14 protein-coding genes and 1 pseudogene are annotated in these 15,244 nt (G+C 71.5%); 11 read left to right on the forward strand and 4 right to left on the reverse strand.

Going from position 1 to position 15,244, the window contains the following annotated elements; translation table 11 throughout:
• The first annotated feature begins 36 nt into the window (after nucleotides 1-36).
• The 4 genes from AC5Y43_RS16670 to AC5Y43_RS16685 all read left to right on the forward strand — a co-directional run bounded on the left by AC5Y43_RS16670 (nucleotide 37) and on the right by AC5Y43_RS16685 (nucleotide 5,274).
• A complete protein-coding gene (locus AC5Y43_RS16670; protein ID WP_499974211.1) occupies nucleotides 37-1,272 on the forward strand; it encodes a hypothetical protein in 1,236 nt (411 codons plus the stop codon).
• Between the two features lie 170 nt (nucleotides 1,273-1,442).
• Entirely contained in the window at nucleotides 1,443-3,326 is a 1,884-nt protein-coding gene (locus AC5Y43_RS16675) for an Hsp70 family protein (RefSeq protein ID WP_499974213.1), read from the forward strand.
• Nucleotides 3,327-3,432: 106 nt separating this feature from the next.
• Nucleotides 3,433-4,809, forward strand: a complete 1,377-nt coding sequence (locus tag AC5Y43_RS16680) for a DUF7159 family protein (protein ID WP_499974215.1) — start codon at nucleotides 3,433-3,435, stop codon at nucleotides 4,807-4,809.
• A gap of 69 nt (nucleotides 4,810-4,878) precedes the next feature.
• Nucleotides 4,879-5,274, forward strand: a complete 396-nt coding sequence (locus tag AC5Y43_RS16685) for an Rv0313 family protein (protein WP_499974216.1) — start codon at nucleotides 4,879-4,881, stop codon at nucleotides 5,272-5,274.
• Nucleotides 5,275-5,296: 22 nt separating this feature from the next.
• Here the strand turns inward: AC5Y43_RS16685 and AC5Y43_RS16690 are convergent, their stop codons facing one another.
• Nucleotides 5,297-5,917: a DUF3060 domain-containing protein gene (locus AC5Y43_RS16690; protein ID WP_499974218.1), complete on the reverse strand. Its 621-nt coding sequence runs from the start codon at nucleotides 5,915-5,917 to the stop codon at nucleotides 5,297-5,299.
• 49 nt (nucleotides 5,918-5,966) lie between these two features.
• Here AC5Y43_RS16690 and AC5Y43_RS16695 point away from each other — a divergent pair, with 49 nt between their 5' ends.
• Nucleotides 5,967-6,992, forward strand: a complete 1,026-nt coding sequence (locus AC5Y43_RS16695; protein ID WP_499974220.1) for an NADP-dependent oxidoreductase — start codon at nucleotides 5,967-5,969, stop codon at nucleotides 6,990-6,992.
• Here AC5Y43_RS16695 and AC5Y43_RS16700 read toward each other — a convergent pair.
• Nucleotides 6,989-7,573 (reverse strand): hypothetical protein, encoded by a 585-nt coding sequence (locus AC5Y43_RS16700; RefSeq protein ID WP_499974223.1) that lies wholly within the window; start codon nucleotides 7,571-7,573, stop codon nucleotides 6,989-6,991. The two genes, AC5Y43_RS16695 and AC5Y43_RS16700, sit on opposite strands and share 4 nt — an antisense overlap.
• Before the next feature lie 296 nt (nucleotides 7,574-7,869).
• Between AC5Y43_RS16700 and AC5Y43_RS16705 the strand changes: the two genes are divergently transcribed.
• Nucleotides 7,870-8,703 carry a glycoside hydrolase family 16 protein gene (locus AC5Y43_RS16705; protein ID WP_499974226.1) on the forward strand — a complete coding sequence of 278 codons (834 nt, stop codon included), beginning with the start codon at nucleotides 7,870-7,872 and terminating at the stop codon, nucleotides 8,701-8,703.
• Here the strand turns inward: AC5Y43_RS16705 and AC5Y43_RS16710 are convergent, their stop codons facing one another.
• A complete protein-coding gene (locus AC5Y43_RS16710; protein WP_499974550.1) occupies nucleotides 8,704-10,224 on the reverse strand; it encodes a glycosyltransferase family 39 protein in 1,521 nt (506 codons plus the stop codon). It lies immediately after the preceding gene.
• Between the two features lie 23 nt (nucleotides 10,225-10,247).
• On the opposite strand from AC5Y43_RS16710, the gene AC5Y43_RS16715 reads away from it, so the two are divergent.
• From AC5Y43_RS16715 to AC5Y43_RS16725, 3 genes are read left to right on the forward strand one after another with little or no spacing between them, the layout of a single operon-like run.
• Nucleotides 10,248-10,553 carry a hypothetical protein gene (locus AC5Y43_RS16715; RefSeq protein ID WP_499974230.1) on the forward strand — a complete coding sequence of 102 codons (306 nt, stop codon included), beginning with the start codon at nucleotides 10,248-10,250 and terminating at the stop codon, nucleotides 10,551-10,553.
• Between the two features lie 44 nt (nucleotides 10,554-10,597).
• Complete coding sequence (locus AC5Y43_RS16720; RefSeq protein WP_499974552.1) at nucleotides 10,598-11,248, forward strand: GAP family protein; 651 nt, start codon at nucleotides 10,598-10,600, stop codon at nucleotides 11,246-11,248.
• A 29-nt stretch (nucleotides 11,249-11,277) separates the two neighbouring features.
• Nucleotides 11,278-11,958 carry a GAP family protein gene (locus AC5Y43_RS16725; RefSeq protein WP_499974232.1) on the forward strand — a complete coding sequence of 227 codons (681 nt, stop codon included), beginning with the start codon at nucleotides 11,278-11,280 and terminating at the stop codon, nucleotides 11,956-11,958.
• Here the strand turns inward: AC5Y43_RS16725 and AC5Y43_RS16730 are convergent.
• A complete protein-coding gene (locus AC5Y43_RS16730) occupies nucleotides 11,949-12,671 on the reverse strand; it encodes a hypothetical protein (protein WP_499974234.1) in 723 nt (240 codons plus the stop codon). The two genes, AC5Y43_RS16725 and AC5Y43_RS16730, sit on opposite strands and share 10 nt — an antisense overlap.
• A 15-nt stretch (nucleotides 12,672-12,686) precedes the next feature.
• Here AC5Y43_RS16730 and AC5Y43_RS16735 point away from each other — a divergent pair, with 15 nt between their 5' ends.
• Both AC5Y43_RS16735 and AC5Y43_RS16740 read left to right on the forward strand, forming a co-directional pair.
• Nucleotides 12,687-14,168: a bifunctional phosphatase PAP2/diacylglycerol kinase family protein gene (locus tag AC5Y43_RS16735; RefSeq protein ID WP_499974235.1), complete on the forward strand. Its 1,482-nt coding sequence runs from the start codon at nucleotides 12,687-12,689 to the stop codon at nucleotides 14,166-14,168.
• A gap of 45 nt (nucleotides 14,169-14,213) precedes the next feature.
• Nucleotides 14,214-14,927: pseudogene (locus tag AC5Y43_RS16740) on the forward strand (PE family protein); the annotation flags it as partial.
• Nucleotides 14,928-15,244: the final 317 nt, after the last annotated feature.

A 15,244-nucleotide genomic window follows, 5' to 3' on the forward strand; every position in this document is an offset into this window, starting at 1 on the left:
TGACTTTATAACATAAAGCCATCTATTTTTGGTCGGGTGAGCCCATCCCGATACGCGCAGCTGTCCCGCGAGCAGCTGGCCGTCCTGGTCCCCGAACTGCTCCTGATCGGTCACATGATCGACCGCTCGGGCATGGCGTGGTGCATCAGCTCGTTCGGTCGCGAGGAGATGGTGCAGATCGCCATCGAGGAATGGGCGGGTGCGAGCCCCGTGTACACGCAGCGCATGCAGCGCGCGCTGGACTTCGAGGGTGTCGACGTACCGACCATCTTCAAGGGCCTCCAGCTCGACATCGGGGCACCGCCGCAGTTCATGGATTTCCGTTACACCGTCTTCGACCGCTGGCACGGTCAGTTCGAGCTGGCATCCTGCGGTGCCCTGCTCGACGTGGAGCCGATGGGCGAGGAGTACGTCTTCGGGATGTGCCACACCATCGAAGACCCGACGTTCGACGCCACCGCGGTCGCGACCAACCCGCGCGCGCAGTGCCGGCCGATCCACCGCCCGCCCCGCCAACCGGCCGATCGCACACCGCACTGCTGTTGGACCGTCATCATCGACGAGTCCTATCCGCCGGTAAAGGGCATACCCGCGCTGGACCTCGTTCGTCAAACCCGTGCTGCCACATGGGAACTCGACACGATCGACCGATCCGAGGAGGGCCTGGCCGACTACTCGGGTCCGCTGCTGTCCGACCTCGACTTCGCCGCCTTCTCGCATTCGGCGCTGGTCCGCATGGCCGACGAGGTCTGCCTGCAGATGCATCTGCTGTATTTGTCGTTCGCGATCGCGGTGCGCGCACGCGCCGCCGATGAGGCCGAGGCCATCTCGATAGGCACCCGCGGCCTGATCGGCCTGGCCGGGCTGGGGGCGCAGCGGATCCACCGCGCGCTGGGCCTGCCCGGCGGGATCGAGGGAGCGCGACGGGTGCTCGAGTTGCACCCGCTGCTCAACCCCGCGGGCTATGTTGTCGCGGAGTTCGCGGAGCTCGCGGACAACCGGATCGCCGTGCATCCCTCGCCCGCGCACGACGACGGCGCCTGGATCGCGCTGTGCTCGCCGGAATCCGTGCAGCCGCTGCAGGCGATCGCCACCGCGGTGGACCCGCGCCTTGAGGTCCGCATCAGCGGCACGGGCAGCGAGTGGACCGCGGAAGTTGTCGAAACCGACGCCCCCGCAGCCGAACTGCCCGAGGTGTCGGTGGCCAAAGTCAGCGGCGGATCGACGTTCCAGTTCGAGCCGAGGCGTTCGCTGCCGCTCACCGTGGTGTAAACCCTTTTGTCAAGGGGTATTTGATACCGCTTCGGTGACACAATCACATCGAGGCTATACCAATGGCATTGCAAGCCATCGGCTTTGCGCGTGTCCGCGGCTATGGTTAACGCTGGCCATCGACCCTCTAGACCCTCTGTATACCCTCAGTAGACGAAGGTTTTCGCTCTATGTACGACCCAGTGGGGTTGTCGATCGGGACCACGAACCTGGTCGCTGCGCGTAACGAAAGTCCGCCGGTTGCACGGCGTGCGGTGTTGACGCTTTACCCGCACTGTGCGCCGAAAATCGGCCTGCCTTCGAACAGCACCGAGGGTCCGGCCCTGTCCGAACCCGGCGTGCTCATGCGCGGCTTCGTGGAGCGCATCGGTGACTCGGTCGCGCTGGTGTCACCCGACGGCTCCGCGCACGACCCGGACCTCCTCATGGTCGAGGCATTGGACGCGATGATGGTGGCGGCCGGCGCGGATGCGGGCGCGTCGGAGATCTCCATCGCCGTCCCCGCATACTGGAAACCCGGCACGGTGCAGGCGCTGCGCAACGCGCTGCGAACGCATTTGGGCTTCGTCCGCAGCGGCATGGCACCCACGCTGGTCTCGGACGCGATCGCGGCGCTGACGGCGGCCAACGCGGAGCTGTGCCTGGCGGCGACGGGCGTCGTGGCCCTGGTCGACTTCGGCGGCGGCGGCACGTCGGCGACCCTGATCAGCCTCAAGGGCGACTTCGAACTCGTCAGCCCCACAATGCGTTACGCCGCGTTCTCCGGTGACGAGATCGACCAGGCGGTGCTGCTGAAGGTCTTCGAGGAACTCGGCCACGGCAGCGGCATCGATCCGGCCACCACCGCGGGCGTCGGACAACTCGGCCTGCTGCGGGAAGAATGCCGCGCGGCCAAGGAACGGCTGTCCACCGAAACGGCAACCGAATTCGCCGCCGAGCTCGGCGGACGCCGGTGCACCATGAAGCTCACCCGCGACGAGCTGGGCGACCTGATCCAGGACCGGTTGTCGGGCTTCATCTACGCGTTCGACGAGATGCTGGTGCGCCACAAGCGGGGCTGGGCGGACCTGTCGGCGGTGGTCACCGTCGGCGGCGGGGCGAGCATTCCGCTTGTCACCGAACGCCTTTCGGTGCACGGCCGCAGACCGGTGGTGAGCCCGTCGCAGCCAGGGCACGCCGCCGCCCTGGGCGCACTGGCGCTGGCCTCCCGCGGTGAGGAGCTGGACCTGCGGACCCGCACGTCCATCGGCCTGCTCACGGCGGCCGCCGGTGAAATCGTCGAGCTGCCGGCCGGCGACGTGCTGGTGATCGACGACGAGGCGCTCACCGACCGCGAATTGGCCTGGTCGCAAACGGAATTCCCCGGCGACATCCGGGTGCCCTACAGCCCCGCCGCCTTCGAGGAGGACGGCCCGGCCGGCTGGTCGATGCGCCTGAACATCATCGACCCGCCCAGGGAAAAGCCGTGGCGGCGGCTGCGGCTGTCACAGTTGATCGTCGGGATGTGCGCCGTGGTCGCGATGACCGCCGTGGGCGGGGTGGCCTACACGTTGACGGGCATCGAAAACCGCCAGGCCCCGCCGCCTACGGTCGCGCCCCTGCCGCTGCCACCCGTCAGCTCCCTGGCGCCCAGCCCGCCGCCCCCGCCCCCCACGCCGGCCCCGGCGCCGCCCAGCGCGCAACCGGAGCCCAGCCCGATGCCGCCGCCCCCGCCGTCTCCGCCACCGCCGCCACCGCCGGTGGTCGTGACCACGGCGCCGCCGGTCGTCACCACGCGGCGCCCCGCCCCGCCGCCGACCACGACCGCGATGACGACCCCGCCGCCGCCGACCACGACCGCGATGACCACCCCACCGGAGCCGACGACGACCGCGCCCCCGACGACGCCCACGACGACGGTGCCGATGACGACGCAGTGGATCCATGTTCCGTTGCTGCCGGTGCCGATACCGGTGCCGGTGCCCGCCAGCCAGGCGCCCCAGGCGCCGCCGGTCCCGCAGTATCCGCAGTATCCGCAGAACCCGCAGAACCCGTTCTTGAGCCCGGGTTACTGAGTCCCGGCACGAGCACGCCGGGTGGCACGCGGGTAGCGTGGTGGTCACCCAGTTCGGGCGGGGGCCGATTCTGTGATGCCCCCGTGGGGAACCTTGGAGGCGCAACGTGGACATCGTGCTCGGAGTGTCGCTGGCTCCGACCGCCGTCCGCCTGGTGCTCGTTGAGGGCCAGGATGCGGACGGCGTCACAGTCGAGCAGGACGAATTCGCGCTCTCCGCGACGGAGAGCGGGCCCGGTGGGGTGATCGACGCGATCGTCGGCACCCGGGAGGGCGCGGCCGAGGGCGGCTATCGGCTGGCCGCGACGGGCGTGACGTGGACCGACCCCGCCGAGTCCGGCGCGCTGCGCGACGCGATCGCGTCCCACGACGTCGGCAGCGTGATGCTGGTCTCCCCGTTGCTCGCCGCGGCAGCGTTGGCGCAGGCGATCGGCCTTTCCATCGGCTACAAGCACATCGCGCTGCTGTTCGTCGAGTCCGACAGCGCGACGCTGGCCGTCGTCGACGTCGCCGACGGTTCCATCGTCGACCTGCACCGGCGACAGCTGCTCGGGGGCACCGCGGCCGAGCTGGCGGCCATGGTCGCCGGTCTGGACGCGCCCACGTCGCGCGCGGACGGCGTATTCGTGGTGGGGAGCGGCGCAGGCCGCGGGGGTGACATCGTCGCGATCAAGGCCGCGCTCGAGGCCGCGACCGGGTTCGAGGTGAGCGTGCCCGAGGAGCCGGAAATGGCCCTCGCCCGGGGGGCGGCGCTGGCGTCGGCGAACGCGCCGCTGTTCGCGTCGTCGACCGCCGCCCTGGCCTACTCGCTGGATCCGGGCACCGGCGAGGTGCATCCGCGCGGGCTCAGCCCCACCTACCTCGACGTCTCCGGGGGCGCCGCCCCGGACACCGGCGCGCTGGCCTACAGCGCCCTGAACGACGAGGCCGACAGCGCGGACGACGCGCGGCACGCAATGCGGCGCCGCGGGCCCGCCGTGCTGGTCGGAGGCGCACTGGCGGGGATCGCGGCCGTCGCGGCCGGGGCGGTGGTGGTGTCGCTGACCTCGGACGTCCGGCCGGTGCAGGCGCCGCAGCCCAGCCCGCACGCGGCCGCCCCGCAGAATGTGGTGCCGCCGCCGTCGGCGCAGCCGCCCGCCCCCAGCCCGGCCCCGCCCGCGCCGCCGCCCACACCCGCGGTGGCCGCGCCCGCGCCCGAGGTGGCGGCCCCGTCCCCCGAGCCGGCGCCCCCGCCCCGCCACGCGTCGACGTGGCGGGCACCGGCGTCGGTGCCCACGCCCGTGCAGCAGGCCGCGCCGCCGCCGCAGGCACCGGCCCCGCAGCAGGCTCCGCCGCCGCAGCAGGCACCGGTCCCGCCGCCGGACGCCCCGCCGCCGGCCGAGGCGCCCGCGCGGCCCCCGCTGACCATGTACCTGCACCTGCCCTTCGTCACGGTGCCGATCCCGATCAACCCGCCACCGCCGCCCCCGCCGCCTGCCCCCTAGGCCCGGCGGTGGCGACACGCCGCTCCCGAGCGCACACTGGGCATTGACGCTGTGAGCAAGGAGGCCTACGTGGGCGAGCACGGTGCGTTCGGATTCGATCCCGACGAGTTCGACCGCCTGATCAGGGAGGGCAGCGAGGGTCTGCGCGACGTGTTCGAGCGGGTCGGCAGGTTCGTCGGCGGGCCCGGCGTCCGGACGGGCTGGTCGGCGATCTTCGAGGACCTCTCGCGGCGGCCCCGGCCGGCGCCGGAGACCGCCGGCGAGGCCGGTGACGGGGTGTGGGCCATCTACACCGTGGACGCCGACGGCGGCGCCCACGTCGAACAGGTCCACGCGACCGAGCTCGACGCGCTGCGCGCCAACAAGAACAACGTCGACCCCAAGCGCAAGGTCCGCTTCCTGCCCTACGGCATCGCGGTCGGCGTGCTCGACGACGATTCGGAGGAAGAAGCCGGCGGCGACTGATTCCGTCACGCCGAGCGTGTCCTCAGGGCGCGCGCTGCACCACGTTCGAACCGCCGGCATTGCTGATCTTCGGGTTGCCCGAGTGGTAGGTGATCGTGTTGTCGAAGCCGGAGGCGTCGATGCTGTCGACGGCGTCGACGGTGATGGCGTTCTGCACCCCGGACACGGTGAGGCCGGTGCAGTGGCCGGTGATCACGACCGTGTTGGACACGCCGCTCACGTCGACGACGTTGTCGTTGCAGGCGATCGTGCGGTGTTGGTTGACGCCGGCGACGCTGAGCTTGCCGCCCGGCGGTGGCGCGGGTGACGTCGACCGCGGCGCCAATGTTCTGGTCCGGGTGCTCGGCGGGCCCAACGTCCCGGAGACGGTCGGCGGGGAGCTGATGATCGGCCGGACACCGGAAAGCTGGTGTGCCGCAAAGGCCGCGATGCCCCCCGCGAGGGCGAGGAATGCGATGACGATGAACGTGCCCACCACCCACCACACGCGGTTGCCCGACGACGACCTTTGCGGCGGCCCGCCGTACATCCAGGGGCTGGGCGTGGGCGGCGGCGCCTGGCCGGACTCCGACGCGCGGGCGGCGTCGGCCAGGGGGCGCTCGAGTTCCCGGATGCGTTCCTCCGGGTCGTCCTGCGAGTTCATGAGGTGATGCTCCCACCGCGGCGCGCGTCGTATGGGTAGTTTCAGCACCGTGCCCGACTTGCCGAACCGCCAGATCCTGTTGCGCCGCCGCCCGACCGGGCTGGTCCAGCCCGGCGACACCGAGCTGGTCACCACGCCGGCCCCCGAGCCCGCCGACGGCGAGGCGCTGGTGCGGACCACCTACGTCGGGCTCGACGCCGCCGTGCGCACCTGGCTGAACGACCAGCCCGGCTACCTGCCGCCGGTGCAGCTGGGCGAGGTCATCCGGGCCGCCGGGATCGGCGAGGTGGTGGCCACCCGCTGCGACGCCTTCGAGGTCGGCGACGTCATCACCACGCTGACCGGCTTTCAGGAGTACGTGATCGTGCGCGACGACGTGTTCAGCACGCCCATCCCCGGCAAAGCCGCGGTCGACCAGCTGGCGGTGATGTCGGTGTACGGCCCGACCGGGGCGACCGCCTACATCGGGATGATGGACATCGGCCGGCCGCAACCCGGGGAGACGGTGGTGGTGTCGGCCGCCGCGGGGGCCACCGGATCGGTGGCCGGGCAGATCGCCAAGATCGCCGGTGCCCGGGTGGTGGGCATCGCGGGCGGCCCGGAGAAGTGCCGGGCGGTGGTGGAGGACTTCGGGTTTGACGCGTGCATCGACTACAAGAACGACGACGTGGCGGCCGCGCTCAAGCAGCATTGCCCGAAACGGGTCGACGTCTACTTCGACAACGTCGGCGGCCCGATCCTCAACGCGGTGCTGGGCAGGCTCGCGACCAAGGCGCGGGTGGTGCTGTGCGGCGTGATCTCCAGCTACCTCAGCGGGGAGCACCCGGGACCGGCCAACTACGTCAATCTGTTGTCCAAGACCGCGTCGATGCGGGGGTTCAACGCGCTCGACGACTGGGGCCGCTTCGAGGAGGCGTTCGCCGCGCTGCGCCAGTGGGAGCACGAGGGCCGGATTCGGCACCGCCAGACCGTGTTTGAGGGCGTCGAGTCCTGCGTCGACGCCCTCAACGGCCTGTTCACCGGGGCCAACATCGGCAAGATGTTGGTCAAGCTGAGCGAGCCGGCGGCCGGCTAGCTTTCGCCCAGGACGCGGTGCAGCGCCTTCTTCGCGTCGGTCAGCGCCTCGAGCACCGTGGCCCGGGTCTCGGCGAGCCGCTGCTTCTGCTCGTCGGTGCCCGTCCAGGTGATGGTGCGGGCCAGCCCGGCGATCTCGAAGAGCTCGCGACGGATCTTGACCACGTCGCCGAACTTGGCCGCGCGCCCGAGGAAGGCGTGCGCGGTCTCGCTGCTGATGCCGCGCCAGGCCAGCAGGTTGCGGCCGAGTTCGGTCAGGGTCGCCACGCCGTCGTCGACCGCGACGACGCCGCGGCCGGCGAGCAGCCCGATGGCGAGCTCCGCCACGTCCTGCGGCGGGGTGAACGCGCCTCCGGTCGCGTCGGAGACCCGCTGCACGACCTGCGCGGCGTCGGCCGGCCCGTCGAGGAGCAGCGCCGCGGTCACGAACGCGGCCCGCTTGAGGAAGTGCCGAGGGTGCCGGCCGCCGGGGCCCTGGAAGCCCGAGCCGCCCGTGCGGCCGGGACCGTCGAACCCGCCGTGCTCCCAGCCCTTTTCGCCCCAACCGCCAAAGCCGGGGCCACCAAAGAGTCCTCCAGACATCGCTGCCGTCCTTTCCACATCGGAGTATCAACTTCCTTGATACTACCGCCGTCGCGGATGTCAAGAAGGTTGATGGCCGGCGTGCGGCGGGCGGGCGCCCCGCCGCCGCTGGGGCGGCTTCGAGCCGCGAGCAGCGGATATTGCCCCGAAATGGGTCCCGGACGCGCCGCCGGCAGAGATGCGGACGGCCCCCGGCGCGTGGTTTCATAACACCGTTTGCGAGAGTTGCCGAGGGGCCCCCAGGGGGGTGCGTGGGACATAAGAGTCCTGGCTTTCAAGAGATGGGTGGAGTGCAAATGGATCGTCGCAGCATGTTGTTGACCACGGGCCTCGGCATGCTGGCGGCCGCGGCAGCGGGGACGGCGATCCCGATCCCCGAGGCCGACGCCCACCCGTCCCTCAAGGAGGCGCCGTCGGCCGGCGGTGGGGGCTACCTCTTTTCCGACGAGTTCGACGGCCCGGCCGGCGCGCCCCCCGACCCGGGCAAGTGGACCATCCAGACCTGGCAGGACGACGTGTTCCCGCCGGTCGAGGGGATCTACCGCGACGACCGCCGAAACGTGTTCCTGGACGGCAACTCCAACCTCGTCCTGTGCGCCACGCAGGAGATGGGCACGTACTACACCGGCAAGCTGCGGGGCAACTTCCGCAGCATGATCAACCAGACCTGGGAAGCCCGCATCAAGCTGGACTGCCTGTTCCCCGGCCTGTGGTCGGCGTTCTGGGGCGTCAACGAGGACCCGCTGCCGGACGGCGAGGTCGACATCTTCGAGTGGTACGGCAACGGCAGCTGGCCCCCGGGCACCACGGTCCACGCCGCGTCCAACGGGAAGACCTGGGAGGGGAAATCCATCCCCGGTCTGGTGGACGGCGGCTGGCACACCTGGCGAATGCATTGGGGCGAGGAAGGTTTCCAGTTCGCCCGCGACGGGGCGCAGTACTTCAGCGTGCCGAACAAACCCATCCACGTCCACGGCGGCGCACCCGACGACTTCCGCTGGCCGTTCAACAATCCCGGCTACTGGATGACGCCGATGTTCACGCTCGCGGTCGGCGGGGTGGGGGCCGGCGATCCCGCCGGGGGCACTTACCCGGCGTCGATGCTCGTCGACTACATCCGCATCTGGTGACTATCGCCGCGCTTTGAGCACCTGGACCAGGTTGAACTGCCAGCGCTCGACGAGGCGGAAGCCGAGCTCGCGCGGGACCGCGAACGCGGGGGTGGCCCCGTAGCGCGGGCCGGGCGGCAGCGCCGGGCCTCGCTCGTGGGCGGGCACCGTCTCGTCGGCCTGGGTGATGATCCACACGACGCCGCACTGGCTTAACGGCGCGGCGACCACCTCCGGGATCAGGTTGGTGTCGAAGACGTCGTTGCGGTCGGTGGCCCGCTGCCACAGCGTCAGGTCGACCAGCTTGCGGTAGGCATCCGGGCGCGCCGCCAGCAGCGGGCGCATCGGGGCGGGCATGAACGTCACCGTGTCGTTCACCAGCAGGCAATCCCCCGGGGCCGCCTGCGCGGTGAGCAGATCGGCCACCTGGCTGTAGTCCATCCCGTACTTGGCGTACGGGTTGCGTTGGGCCCGAACGTAATTCGGTGCGGCGGCGACGGCGAAAAGTCCGACCAGTGCCGTCGCGACCCAGGGCTTGCGGGCCACCGCGGCGGTGCAGACCGCCAGGATCAGCGCCATCGCCGGTGCCGTGAAGGCCAGATAGCGCGGCGTGTAGATCGGGTGGGCCAGCGCCGACCACGCCACGATCAGGGCGGTGGGGATCACCAGCCACGCGACCGCGATGGTCAACAGTTGCCGTTCGGGTTCGGCCGGCCGTGCGGATCGGCTGAGCCACAAGACAATCGCCGCCACGATCACCATCGCCGACAACATCGCGAACGGGGGGCTTCGCTCGAAATACTGCTGCACCACCACGTCTTCGATCGTGCGGTGCCCGATCGCCGGGACCCAACTGATCTGATGCGACTGCCCGGCGACCGTGGCCAAAAACGGCGCCAGGGCGCCCAGCGCGGCCGCCGACGCAATGGCGAATCGCGCCAGCACGTTTCGCGTGCGGCACCAGACGCCGACGAAGACCAGATGCGCCAACACCATCAGCACGAGGTAGGCGTCGAGCAACACCGAGACGACCAGCGCGACGCCATACGCCGCCCAGCACCATGCCGAGTTGCGGCGCGTGGCGACGACGAGCAGCGCGGTCAGCCACACGGCCGCCAGCATCGACAGGGCGTACGGGCGGGCCTCGATGCCCGCCCAGGTGCTCCGGGGCAGGATTCCGCACAAGACCCCGGCCGCCACCGAGACGGTGCGCGACGAGAACTGCCGGCCCAGCACCACCGCCCCCGCCGCGGCGCCGCCGGCCGCCAGGCCGCTCGGCGCGCGCGACCAGAACTCCGTCGGCGGGGCGAGAAGGAACCACGCGTGCATGAGCGCGTAGTACAGGCCGTGCACGGCGTCGACGTTGCCCAGCATGTGCCACAGCTGGCCGAGCGAACGGCTGTAGGACGCCGAAATCGTGGCGGCCTCGTCGTACCAGAACGACGGGCGGGCGGCGCCGCCCAGACTTATCGCGGCGGCCAGGACGCCGACGATCAACGGGTCCAGACGCCGCGGCACAGCGCTATGTTGCCAGAGCCCGATCTATTCGAACGTATGATCGATCGATGGGCGAGCTCGCGTCGATCGGATACAACGGTCAGCCGGTGCGCAGCCCGTTCCGGGCGGTGCGCCCGCCGGTCGCGGTGCTGGTCGACCTGACGGTGCTCTTCCCCCGCGAACCGCACCGTTCGGGCCGCTATCAGCCCAACGGCCTGCAGCTGCACAAGGTCGTCGAGGGCCGGCTGAGCTGCTGGGGCATCTGCGAGCAGGGCGATTGGTGGGGGCTGGTGACCTATCCGATCGCGTACGGCTCGAAGCGCAAGACCGTGACCCATTGGGTGCCGGCCTGGACGCTGCGCCGCAAAGGGTAGCGGCAATGCGATGATTGCTGCCCGTGGCAGGCAACTTCGTTTCGGTGCTGACCAAGCTCATTCCGCTCGGCCTGGTCATCGCGGTCTCACCGATCACGGTCATCCCGGCGGTGCTCGTCCTGCACGCGCCCCGGCCGCGCCCGGCCAGCCTCGCGTTCCTCGGTGGGTGGCTCGCGGGCATGGGCGTCCTCACCGCGGCGTTCGTCGGGGCCTCCGACCTGCTGGGCGGCTTGCACCAGACGCCGCCGAGGTGGGCGTCGTGGCTGCGCGTGGGGATGGGCCTGGCGCTCATCGCGTTCGGCGTGTTCCGCTGGCTGACCCGGCATCGGCAGGGCAAGTCCCCCGCGTGGATGCGTTCGTTCTCCCGGCTGACCCCGCTGCGCGCCGGGGTGACCGGCGTGGTGCTGACGGTGGTGCGCCTCGAGGTGCTGCTACTGAGCGCGATCGCCGGGCTGGCCATCGGCACCGGCGGGCTCGACGCCACGGCCGGCTGGATAGCCGGGGCCGTGTTCGTCGTCGTGTCCTCGTCGACGGTCGCCGCGCCGATCCTGGCCTACGTCGGCTCCGGCGGCCGCCTCGACGACGCGCTGGAACGGCTCAAGGTGTGGATGGAGGAAAACCACGCCGCCATGCTCGCGGTCATCCTGGTCCTGATCGGTTTGTTGGTGCTCTACAACGGCATTCGCGCGCTGTAGCGCGCCGCGGCGTGCAAGGATTGGCGCCCATGGCAGGCAGCTGGGGCTCCGCGCTGGCCGGGCTCATTCCGCTCGGGCTGGTCGTCTCGCTTTCGCCGATCACCGTCATCCCGGCGGTGCTGGTGCTCCAAGCGCCGCGGCCGCGGCCGAGCGGGCTGGCGTTTCTCGCCGGTTGGGTGCTGGGCCTGGCCGCGGTGACGGCGTTGGCCGTCGCGGCCTCCGGCCTGCTCGGCGGGCTGGACCGCTCGCCGCCGCGGTGGTCGTCGTGGCTGCGGGTGGTGCTCGGGGCGGCGCTGATCGCGCTCGGGATCTACCGGTGGCTGACCCGGCACGGCCACACCGAGTCGCCGCGCTGGATGCGCTCGTTCGCCACCATCACCCCGCCCCGCGCGGGGGCCATGGCGCTGGCGCTGGTGGTGATCAGGCCCGACGTGCTGCTGATCTGCGTGCCGGCCGGGCTGGCGGTGGGCGCGGCCGGGCTCGGCGCGGCCGGCGCCTGGGTGGCGGCGGGGTTCTTCGTCGCCGTCGCCGCCTCGACGGTCGCGGTCCCGGTGCTGGCCTACGCGGCCGCCGGCGAGCGCCTCGACGATCCGCTGGCGCGGCTCAAGGACTGGATGGACCGCAACAACGCCGCGCTGATGGCGGCGCTGCTGTTCGTGATCGGATTGATGGTGCTCTACAACGGGATCCGCGGCCTGCATCACCGGTAGCCGCCGTCGGACAACCCGGCGTCGGCCTCCAGCCGGTTGGTCGCACCGAAGCCCAGCTCGCGGACCAGTTCCCAGCCATAGGCCGCGAGCATGCCCGCGTAGCCCCTGGCCGCCCACTGCCGGCAGTGGCGCTCCTCGTGGTGCAGCACCCGATCCAGGTCGTGGCTGGTTGTCACGATCCGGCGCAGCCGCTCCGTGGGGTCGGCGCGCTTGCCGCCGTTGACCATGAAGATGTCGCCCCAGTTGGTGCCGCCGCGCCGGCTGAACTGGCGCTGCAGCCAGTTGCCGCCCAGGCCCATCAGGATGCCGTGCGGGGTCGTCACCAGGCGCGCCCCGTTGCGGTGCACGAACCCGACGTCGCGGGAGTAGCTCCAGCGATTTGCGTTCTGCCGGTGCATGATCCGCGCGACCTCGGCGGCGCGGTAGGGGGTGGGGGGAAAGTCGGTGCGCCGGCCGGGTTTGCCGTAGTCGGTGCCCGCGTTGAGGACGTAGGTCAGCAGCGTGGCCCGGCGCGCGTCGAGCCCACCGACGTCGGGCGGCAGCAGGAAGTAGGACTTGCCGTGCGGGTCGGTGATCTCCTCGGTGTCGTCCAGGACCGCGAAGCTCTCCGGCGTGAGGGCGTTCCACCGGGCGATCTCGGCGACGACCTCGGCGGGCACGCCGCGACGTCGGGCGTTTTCCCGCCACGCCGTGGAGTAGCGCATGGCTGTCAATTTAGGGTGTAGGTAATGAACAGGCGACGCCCGCGCGGCATTAACCAGATCACCCGCGGGCTGGGCACTTTGGATCGCGAGCTGTTCGAGGCGATCGCCGAGACCCCCACCCCGCTGCTCGACACCGTCATGCCGCCGCTGACCCGGGCCGCCGACCACTCCAAGCTGTGGCTGGCCATTGCCGCGGCGTTGCTGGCGTCGCGCAAGCCGTCCGCGCAGCGCGGCGCGACTCGCGGTGTCGTGACGCTCGGGGCCACCAGCCTGATCACCAATCAGCTCGCCAAGCGGATCCGCCGGCGCCCGCGGCCCCTCTACGACTCGGTGCCGCTGATCCGGCGGGTGCGCCGCCGTCCCGTCTCCAATTCGCTGCCGTCGGGACACTCCGCCAGCGCCGCCGCGTTCGCCGTCGGGGTGGGGCTGGAGAATCCGCCGCTGGGTTTCGTGCTGGCGTTGCTCGCCGGGATGGTCGGGCTGTCGCGGGTGGCGACCGGCGCGCACTATCCCGGGGATGTCCTCGCCGGCTTCGGCATCGGCGCGGGCCTGGCCGTGCTGGGCGGGCGGGTCGTCCCGCCTATCCCCGCGACCACGCTGCCCAGAACCGAGCCGCTCATGGTCGACACGCCGCCCCGGCCCGACGGGGCCGGCGTCGTCCTGGTCATCAACCCGTCGTCGGGCAGCGGCACCGGGGCGCGCGTCGTCGACGAGGTGCGCGCCGCGCTGCCGAAGGTGCAGATCGTCGAACTGGGTCCCGACGACGATCCGGAGGCGGCGCTGCGCCGCGCCGCCGAGCGCGCCGAGGTGCTGGCCGTCGGCGGCGGCGACGGCACCGTGGCGGCGGCCGCGTCGGCCGCGATCGACGCCGGGCTGCCGTTGGCGGTGTTTCCCGCGGGGACGTTCAACCACTTCGCCAAGGACATCGGCTGCGACGCCGTGGCCAAGACGGTCGACGCGATCCGGCGCGGCAGCGTGGCGCGCGTTGACCTGATGTGCCTCAACGAAACTCGCATGGTGCTCAACACCGCCAGCATCGGCGCCTACCCGGCGTTCGTGCGGCGCCGCGAGAAGATGGAGAAGCGCGTCGGCAAGGCGGTCGCCGGTTTCTACGCGATGCTGCGCACCCTGCGCAACGAGCGGCCCGTGTCCATCCGCTACGACAACAAGGCCCTGCAGACGTCGCTGTTCTTCCTCGGCAACTCGGTCTACCTGCCGGCCGGATTCGCCCCGTCGGTTCGTGCCCGCATGGACGACGGCCTGATCGACGTGCGCATCCTCGAGGCCGGGCGCCCGTGGGCGCGCACGCGGATCCTGGCCGCGCTGGCCCTCGGACGCCTGCGGCGCAGCCCGCTCTACCACGAGCTGCAGGTGCCCGAGTTCAGCTTCTCCGCCGTCGACGGCCCGACCGTCGTCGCCCACGACGGCGAGATCGGCGAGGAGTACGACGAGGCCCGCTTCGTGGTGAAGTACCGGGTCCTGCCCGTTTTTCGGCCCGTCTGCTGAATTGGCCGCGTACGCTGGGCGTTCACCCGACGGCGGGAGGACGCGATGTCGTATCTGGCGGCGGCCCCGGAGTTCCTGGCCCGGGCGGCATCGGACCTGTCCAATATCGGCTCGGAGCTGAGCGCGGCGCACGCGGCGGCGACGGCCCCGATCACCGCGCTGGCGCCCGCCGCCGGTGACGAGATATCGGCGGCCATCACGTCGGTGTTCTCCGGCTACGCGCGGGTCTATCAAGCGCTCAGCGGCCAGGCCGCGGCGTTTCACGCCCAGTTCGCGCAGGCCTTGAGCGGCGCGGGCGCCGCGTACGGGGCCGCCGAGGCGGCCAACGCCTCGCCGTTGCAGACCGTGGAGCAAGACATTTTGGCGGTCATCAACGCACCCACCAACGCGCTGCTCGGGCGCCCGCTGATCGGTGACGGCGCCAACGGGACGGCGGCCAGCCCCAACGGCGGGGCCGGCGGGTTGTTGATCGGCAACGGCGGCAACGGCTTTGCGCAAACGGGCAACCCCGGGGTGACCGGCGGCGCCGGGGGAGCCGCGGGGTTGGTCGGCAACGGCGGCCTCGGCGGCGCCGGCGGGGCCGGCGCGGCGGGCGGGGCCGGCGGCACCGGCGGGATCTTCTACGGCAACGGCGGGGGCGGCGGTGCCGGCGGGCTAGCCCTGCGGGACGCCGGCGTCGGCGCCTTCACCGGCGGCACGGGCGGGGCCGGCGGGGCGGCGGGGTTGTGGGGCGCCGGCGGGAGCGGCGGGAATGGCGGCAACGCCGGACCCAACACCGGGACGCTGTCCGCCGGACAGACCACACCCTTCGTCCTGAACGGCGGCAACGGCGGCGACGGCGGGCGCGGCGGGTGGCTCCACGGTCAGGGCGGGGCCGGCGGGCAAGGGGGCACCGGCAGTCCATCCACGGCCGTGAACCTCACCGTCGGCGGCGACTTCACGATCCTCAACAACGCCCCCGGAGCGGGCAACATCGTCAACTTCCTGCCCACCTCCAACGTCTACTCCGTGAGTCCGCCGAGCGCGGCCGGCTCTTTCGGCAGCACGACCCCGGTGACAATCGTCATTATCAGTGG

The sequence above is a fragment of the Mycobacterium sp. NGS57 genome (assembly GCF_059812405.1).